The sequence below is a fragment of the Enterococcus sp. DIV0703 genome (assembly GCF_051711065.1).
GTDB classification, from domain to species: domain Bacteria; phylum Bacillota; class Bacilli; order Lactobacillales; family Enterococcaceae; genus Enterococcus_B; species Enterococcus_B hirae.
On sequence record NZ_JBIOLX010000004.1, the window covers coordinates 1 to 7,512 of the forward strand.

At 33.6% G+C, this 7,512-nt stretch carries 10 protein-coding genes; 8 read left to right on the forward strand and 2 right to left on the reverse strand.

Annotation, left to right across the window (positions count from 1 at the left end; genetic code table 11):
• The first annotated feature begins 153 nt into the window (after positions 1-153).
• The 4 genes from bacA (at position 154) to IGK81_RS14235 (ending at position 3,259) form a co-directional block, all read left to right on the forward strand.
• Positions 154-588, forward strand: coding sequence for a bacteriocin 51 precursor BacA (gene bacA, locus IGK81_RS14220; protein ID WP_196845719.1), 435 nt, complete (start codon positions 154-156; stop codon positions 586-588).
• Between the two features lie 460 nt (positions 589-1,048).
• Positions 1,049-1,429: a MobC family plasmid mobilization relaxosome protein gene (locus IGK81_RS14225; RefSeq protein WP_047936909.1), complete on the forward strand. Its 381-nt coding sequence runs from the start codon at positions 1,049-1,051 to the stop codon at positions 1,427-1,429.
• Positions 1,411-2,325, forward strand: a complete 915-nt coding sequence (locus tag IGK81_RS14230) for a relaxase/mobilization nuclease domain-containing protein (protein WP_438758275.1) — start codon at positions 1,411-1,413, stop codon at positions 2,323-2,325. Before IGK81_RS14225 ends, IGK81_RS14230 begins: the two co-directional genes overlap by 19 nt.
• A gap of 244 nt (positions 2,326-2,569) precedes the next feature.
• On the forward strand, positions 2,570-3,259 hold the full coding sequence (locus IGK81_RS14235) for a hypothetical protein (RefSeq protein ID WP_438758277.1): 690 nt from the start codon (positions 2,570-2,572) through the stop codon (positions 3,257-3,259).
• Positions 3,260-3,379: 120 nt separating this feature from the next.
• Here the strand turns inward: IGK81_RS14235 and IGK81_RS14240 are convergent, their stop codons facing one another.
• Positions 3,380-3,466, reverse strand: coding sequence for a type I toxin-antitoxin system Fst family toxin (locus IGK81_RS14240; protein WP_438758286.1), 87 nt, complete (start codon positions 3,464-3,466; stop codon positions 3,380-3,382).
• Positions 3,467-4,141: 675 nt separating this feature from the next.
• Between IGK81_RS14240 and IGK81_RS14245 the strand changes: the two genes are divergently transcribed.
• The 4 genes from IGK81_RS14245 (at position 4,142) to IGK81_RS14260 (ending at position 6,713) form a co-directional block, all read left to right on the forward strand.
• Positions 4,142-5,092: a RepB family plasmid replication initiator protein gene (locus IGK81_RS14245; RefSeq protein WP_438758279.1), complete on the forward strand. Its 951-nt coding sequence runs from the start codon at positions 4,142-4,144 to the stop codon at positions 5,090-5,092.
• Between the two features lie 20 nt (positions 5,093-5,112).
• Positions 5,113-5,646 (forward strand): HTH domain-containing protein, encoded by a 534-nt coding sequence (locus IGK81_RS14250; RefSeq protein ID WP_438758281.1) that lies wholly within the window; start codon positions 5,113-5,115, stop codon positions 5,644-5,646.
• 14 nt (positions 5,647-5,660) lie between these two features.
• Positions 5,661-5,831, forward strand: coding sequence for a hypothetical protein (locus tag IGK81_RS14255; RefSeq protein WP_438758283.1), 171 nt, complete (start codon positions 5,661-5,663; stop codon positions 5,829-5,831).
• Between the two features lie 432 nt (positions 5,832-6,263).
• Positions 6,264-6,713 carry a helix-turn-helix transcriptional regulator gene (locus IGK81_RS14260; protein WP_065305724.1) on the forward strand — a complete coding sequence of 150 codons (450 nt, stop codon included), beginning with the start codon at positions 6,264-6,266 and terminating at the stop codon, positions 6,711-6,713.
• A 191-nt stretch (positions 6,714-6,904) separates the two neighbouring features.
• Here IGK81_RS14260 and IGK81_RS14265 read toward each other — a convergent pair whose 3' ends face one another.
• Positions 6,905-7,399, reverse strand: a complete 495-nt coding sequence (locus tag IGK81_RS14265; protein ID WP_065305726.1) for a hypothetical protein — start codon at positions 7,397-7,399, stop codon at positions 6,905-6,907.
• Between the last annotated feature and the right edge of the window lie 113 nt (positions 7,400-7,512).

Here is a 7,512-nt window from a genome sequence, read left to right on the forward strand (position 1 = left end):
ATTTATATTTTTTTAATAACCATTATGTCTACTAATTTTTAAAATAACACATTTTATAAAATAAACCCTCTTGGCAATATTTAATTTTCTGATTATTCTAAATATACACAGAAAGCGATTTCTTAGGATTTTATATCTAAGGAGGAAGTAACAATGAAAAATAAAATTATTAAAATTATTACTTGTCTATTTTTGTTTGGTATGATTGTTGGAGCAAGTACTCCGTTAAATCTGTTTCCTTTTAGTGCTAGAGGTATAAAAGTGGAAGCTGCAAGTTCACGATATAATCATAATCATCGTGGATTTACTTGCTATAAAATGAACTATTATGTTACTAATAGAATGTGTAGAGATTTGAAAAAAAATTATAATAAGCTAAAGACTCCTGCTCAAATTGCATCTTTTATTCCTATTGGTGGAGTTGGAACATGGGTTATTACAAATGCTTTTAGTAGTGCTGTTGATGCAATGAATGTCTTTGTAAGAGCTGCAAATCAAGGAAAAGGTGTACAATTAACATATAATGCTCACTTTAGCAATACAACATCATATCAATACAATGATTACGCTCGTTATGTAATAAAATAATCAGAAAGTGAAACTATCTCATGAATAAAAAGATTTTAGCTGTAATTATTTCAATAATAGTTTTAATCACTATGTTCTTCATATTTAGGCTAATTTTCAATATAAGCTTACAAAAAAGTATTCTTTATCTAATTCCTATAGCATTTATCTTAGCAATTTTTAGAAGTATTTACGGAAATAAAAACTCTAAATAGCTAAAAATAAATCATACTAAATTTTACAAAAAGTGGCTAGCATTTGCTAGCCTTTTTTGTATGGTGGAGCGTAAGTTTTGAGGGGGATTCAAGGGGGAGCTTGCGCCCCTTTGACAAGCGGTTATTTGCACCAAATACGTAGGTATTTGGCTAGCAAATATAGAGCTTGCCGAACCCTTTTAGTGAGCTTTACTCATTGTGCCTTTTTAGGTACAATGAGTATTGCGAACGATACGTCCGTAGGACGTACTGAAAGGGTGGGACTTATGAGCGAACAAAATCAAAATTTGGCTAGCGATCATTCTAAAAAATATACCTATCGATCCGAGCCAAAACAAATCAGTTTTCGAGTGAGCGAATCCGAATTTGCAAAGCTGAAGCAGTCAGCTGAAGCTTTGCAAATGAGTGTGCCGGCTTTCGTGAAAGCCAAGGCACAAAACGCGCGTCTGGTGACACCGAAAGTGGCGCCAGACATTGCCCAGGCAATCGCGCGCGATTTAGCCAAAGCTGGCGGGAATATCAATCAAATTGCCAAGTGGTGCAATACACACCAACACGACGTTGCTCCTGGCGACGCCCAACGCTTATCCGAAAACCTAAAAATCATGCAAAAGGAGCTACAAAAGATATGGCAACAGTTAAAGTAAGCCGAACCACTTCTTGTAGCCGAGCGATCAATTACGCCGAACCACGAGCAACCGTCAAAACAGGGATAAACTGCGACATTGATTATGCCAAAAGCGAAATGAAACAAATTCGCATGCTGTATGGAAAAGACGATCGTGTACAAGCACACTTATTGATCCAGTCTTTTCGACCAGGAGAAATTACCGCTGAAAAAGCCAATCAACTAGGGGCAGAGTATGCGAAAAAAATAGCCCCTGACCACCAAATCGCGATTTACACACATACAGACAAAGACCATATTCATAACCACATTGTCATTAACTCCGTCAATCTGGAAACTGGAAAAAAATTTCAAGCTCATGGTCAAGCATTTTTAAACAAATGTTATGACCTAAATGACGAGATTTGTCTTGAACATGACTTAACAATCACTGAACGAGGAAAGAAACCCGAAAAACGAACCATGTCTGAAATCAAATTAAAAGAAAAAAATGAACCTGTTTGGAAAGACGAAATTCGGTTTGCGATTGATCAAACAATGAAAAACAAAAAAACTCGAACGTATAACCAATTTTGTGATTCTCTTAAAACATTCGGCATTCATTGCTTGAATCGTGGGAAAAATTTTACTTACGAATTGATCCACAAAAAGAAAAAAGTACGATCCAACAAACTAGGAAAGGATTACGAAAAGGAGACGATTTTACATGAGCTGGACAGACGAGAACGAACCTACAATCAACAACGAACCAACGAGCTACGAAGAGCTCGAGCTAGCATTCGCGAAACTGCAGAAGAAGTACGAAGAGAACAACGAACTTTTACGCCTGAACAATCGGAAATTAGACCGACTCGAAGAAACCATGAACAACACGTTGAACGAGGAACAGACCACCAACAAGAATTATCGCTCTAAAACATTAAAAGACATCGAAAACGAAATAAAAAAACAACGTGCTTTTCTTGCGCCTTATACCCAAGGAAGGATACAAACTACGATTGATTCACAAGTCAAAAAACTCCACCAAACGCTATTAGACCAGCGAAACCAAGAACAAAAAAAGGCTTTAATTCAACGATCGATGGATATTCTTGCCCCCTTATGTTGCGTAGTACTAACATTATTAGCCTTTTGGTTGGTATGGGGAGAATAAATAGAAATGGCATTCTATTTCCCCTATCTACTCATTTCTGCCAGTATTTTAGGAATTATTTGGCTTAGCTATAAGACTTATCAAACAAGATATTCATTGAAGGGCTCTAAAATTCGATTTAAGCGATTTTTATTACTCGGGGTTATATTTGCCTTATCAATCGTTTTAAGTGGTTTATTCGGCGTTTTAGAGGGTAATAAACGTGTTTCAAAAAGTATCCTACTAGGAAATATCACTCAAAAGTATGAAGCAGCATGTGATCAAAAGAAAAAAGAGCAAGTGTTAGCACAAAAAATGGACGAATTTACCTCTTGTTATGAGGACATGAACGATATTTTTGTGAATCAAGAAAAACGTTTGACGGATAAAAACATGGAAAAACTCACTCGTTTTTATCAAAAATTGTCAGAAGAACAACAAAAAAAGGTGCAAGAAAAATATGAACAAGTAAAAAAAGACGTGCAATATTTTAAAGATACGCAAACAGAAGAAGCTTGTTATAGCTTATTTAGTGATACAATCCCTTTTTCAACCAGTGAACAGGAACGAAAAGAACGGCAACAATCAGTCACCTACGAACGTTATGAAGTACTGCTTCAGCAAGCAACGAACATACAAAATCCAACGAAAAAAGAAACGGCATTAAATTATCTAGAAAGTGTCAAAGAATGGTTAGATCAGCAACAACAAAATTGAATTTGATTGGCAATCATGTTAAACTGAACATGCAAATGATCAAACATTAGATACACGAAAGCCCCAGAGAGGTCGGATTCTCTGGGGCTTTTTTTCAGGTTGATGTCGCCTTTATTGATTTTACTTCTTGTTTCGGTTATTCAACCAATAACTGAATAAAGAGATACAAACTCCTACAAGAAGGGGGCAAATGAACAGTTCAAACATTAGATACACCTCCTTCCAGTCGCAAGACTGTCGGATAGGCGACAAGTTATTATACCTTACAAAATAAAATCTGTGTGGTGTTTTTAAGTATCCTTTATTTTCGGGTTGTTAGGGCTTGCTCTGACCGCCTGTAAGGCGCTTTAAGAACAAGATAAGGGTTTTTACCCAAGACTGTCTTAAAACGATTTAGACGAGCGATCAGAGGCTTCCCCCACCTCCTTTACTGACTTGTTTTTAGCAAAGGAGCCTTTAGGCGACTGCGCAGTACAATGTGAGAGCGTAGCGATCACACCTTTTTAGCGACCGTAGGGAGCAAGGTTTTGAATTGGCAGTTTTGAAAAATGCGCGAACCTGTTGGTAGAAAAAAGAAGTGGTTTTTAGGCGGGAAATTTTGTCCCCCTCTTTTATAATCTCTTTTTAAACCTCTTTTTAAACCTCTTTACCGTCGGCTGTGTCCTTACTCCTTCAATGGATACAGCGTTTTATAAACTACATTTTGTCTGCTTTTAAACTACATTTTGTCTGCTTTTAAACTACATTTTGTCTGCTTTTAAACTACATTTTGTCTGCTTTTAAACTCTTTTTTTGCACTCACGTATGTTATAATATGTATTATCATAGACAAAACGTTGTTTATAACGTCTGTATCCATTGAAGGAGTAAGGAGGAATATCTTTGGCAAATGAAATCGTGAAATACCATCATGAATTAAATACCATTCCGTTGCGGAAATTTACACCAGTTGAAATGAATCTATTTTTCTCTATTGTGTCTAGAATGCGCGAAAAAGGCGATAAAACAGTCCGTCTTACTTTTGACCAGCTAAAAGATTTAAGTAATTATAAAGCAACTGCTAATAATCGTTTCATTAATGATTTAGAAATGACTTATGATAAATTAATGGATTTACGTTTTGGGAAAAGAAGTGCTAATGGGCTCGATATAGATAGATTCGTTATGTTTAGTGAGTTTAAAATACGTGGAACTGCTAAAGATCCATATGTAGACATACAAGTTTACAAAAAAGCTTTACCTTTACTAAACAATTTAGATGAGTGGGTTCGCTATTCACTCCAACAATTTAACGAATTACAAAGTAGCTATGCAAAGACTATGTTTCGATTACTAAAACAATATCGAACTAAAGGTTTTGTTTATTTTTCTAAAGAGGATTTTCATGAACTATTAGATATTCCAAAAAGTTACTGGAACAACCAAGCAAACGTTGATAATCGTGTTATAAAGCCTATACGACAGGAATTAACCGCAATCTTCAAAGGATTATCAATCAAAAAGAAATACGGAAAAGGGCGAGGAAAACCTGTCGTTGGCTATCAATTTACGTTTAAACCAGAAATCAAAAAAGCAGACGATTTTAACAAACATGCACCAACCAAAGAAGAACAAAATAAAGCATTGGCTTTAGCTGATAAACAAAAAGAATACGAAGAACCTGCTACAACAATTAACGAAAAAATCAAACAGAAGAAACGAGAACTTGAACTCCTCCAACAAATCAAACAACTAGAAAAAGAGAAAGAAGCTCTTGAAAAACAAACAGAGTCCACACTTTCGGAAAAAGAGAAAAAAAGTTTATTATCTGATTTAGATAATTTATTCCAGTAGCAACCTAGGAGGCAACAAGTATGCAACCACAAGAAACCTTTACAATAAAAGAATTGTCAGAACTTTTTAAGATTAGTAGGCAAGCAATATCGAAACATATCCAAAAATTAGATTCTTCCATGATAGCTAAAAATGAGCGGGGTTATAAGGTTGTATTGCGTTCTGGAGTATTGCAACTTGCTCGCAACTTAGACAATCAAAGGTTGCTAGATAAGTTGCATGAACATGAACAAAACAACGATAAAAATGCTTATATACCAAACAAAAACGTGGTTGCAAATGAGTTGCTAAATCAATTGCGTGAAGAAAATGAATTTTTACGAGAACAACTGGTTCTCAAAGAACAAAATAATTCTCACATGCAAAAGCTACTCGACCAGCAACAACAACTCACGCTCCAGGCAAACCAACAAATCGAAAAACTGCAGGAACAACTGCAGTTGACTTATACGGAAAAGTCTTCGGAAAATGAATCAACGACTCTTTCTGAAGCAACAGAAACAATGGACGAACAAATGGAGAATGGGAAAAAATGGTGGCAACTGTGGAAATGAAGGAGGAAACCCTTATGACAAAAAAACACTTGCTATTCGATTCTATCTTACTAGGAATATTAGGCTTCAGCCCAATGTTATTATCAGGGATCAACAAGGGAACTAAAAAAGGGGAACTAAAACTTAATCCTAATTACTACAACAGTCCAAATGAGGGATTATTTGTAGAAGAACCTGATAAATAAGAAAAGACTGCTCTAACGAGCAGCCTCCCTAAATGAGATTATCCTATTTATCAACCTGAACATTAGAAAAGAATACTAGATGAAAATGAGGTATATAAAAAGCATAACAAACACGTCCAAAAATAACAAGCTAGTAAAAAATGACCGATCAATATTCACAAAGAAGCGGAAAGACCAAACGGCAGAAAATCAAGCCTTGAAAAGCGGGTTTCAGCTAGACCAATTAAAAATCACAAAGTGAGCGTCTCTATCCATTGGTAGAGGCGCTACTTGGCATACTGTACATTATGTCTACTAGCTCTTAATATAACTATTTATAATTTAATTTAAACGATTATGAACTTAAAATAATCATTGAAGAAATATAATTCAAAATCAGATATCATCATTGTACAATATTAGGGTACTATTATTTGATAAAAGGATTAACTAATGACTGTAGGAAGTACTTTGAAATATCATAGAAAAAAAGCAAATTTATCTCAAATTGAACTTGCACATAAATTACATGTAAGTCGTCAATCTATATCTAGTTGGGAAAACGATCATTCTTATCCTTCTTTAGATAATTTAATAGCTTTATCTAGAATTTATCAAACGTCTATAGAAGACTTATTAAAAGATAATGAATCATTAAGAAATAGGTTATCTGTCCATTATGATCAACTATTAGAATGTGAGCAAAAAATATATCAAATACAAACTCAAGTAGATAATTTAAACCAAGATTTAAACTATGATAAAGAAGATGAATTTTTATTTTGTATTACTTTAATATTTATAAGTATAACTCTAGCTCCTTTAGGACTTGTTATTCCTATTATTTACTTTATTAATAAAAAGAAAAAAAGAAAGAAGAGATTATTTGAAAAAGATAGCTGAAAAAAAATGGTTCTATTGGATTATTGCTTTTGTTATACTTTTATTTTATATACTTTTCTATATCACTAAAAAAAATGTTTTCTTAATAGCTTTTCTTGTATCATGGATTAGTTTTACCCTTTATGGTTTTTATCTAATTCTACATGAACTTAATAAAAAATCCGATTAGTTTTAACTAATCGGATTTTTTATTAAAATACTAAAGTCATAATAGCTGCAGTTACAATGTTTGCTACATTTTTACTCATGCCAACTTTTCTACATGCATTATATACAGCATCTTGAATTGTACCAGTCGCATTTTCGATAAAACTTAAAAGAGTATCTAGCCCTGTATGTGCCGCAATATATCTTTTAACTGATTTAGGTAATTTATTATATCCCTTTCTAATAGCCTTTACTGCCCAAGTAAATTTTCCTCTTTCTTTATGTTGTTCTTTACTATTTAGAACCATTCCTTCTTGAATATAAACAGGATTATTTAAATTGTCATGATAGTTTATAATATCTGCTTCTGAAAAACCTAAATTTCTCAATTCATTATCGCTCAAACCTTTAAATTGATCATTTTCTACAGAGACATTTTTAATTTCATCTGCTTGTACAATTGTTGTTCCCACAGGAATTGTAGCAGATAATAAAGTAATAGTTGCTAATCCAACAGTAATAAATTTAGCATGTTTCATAATTGTTTCACTCCTAGAAATATTTTGTATAAAAATTACAAAATTATCTTATCTAGCTTATTAAATAAATAAAAGAAATTTTAACTTTACATAGCTTTACATATATATTATTA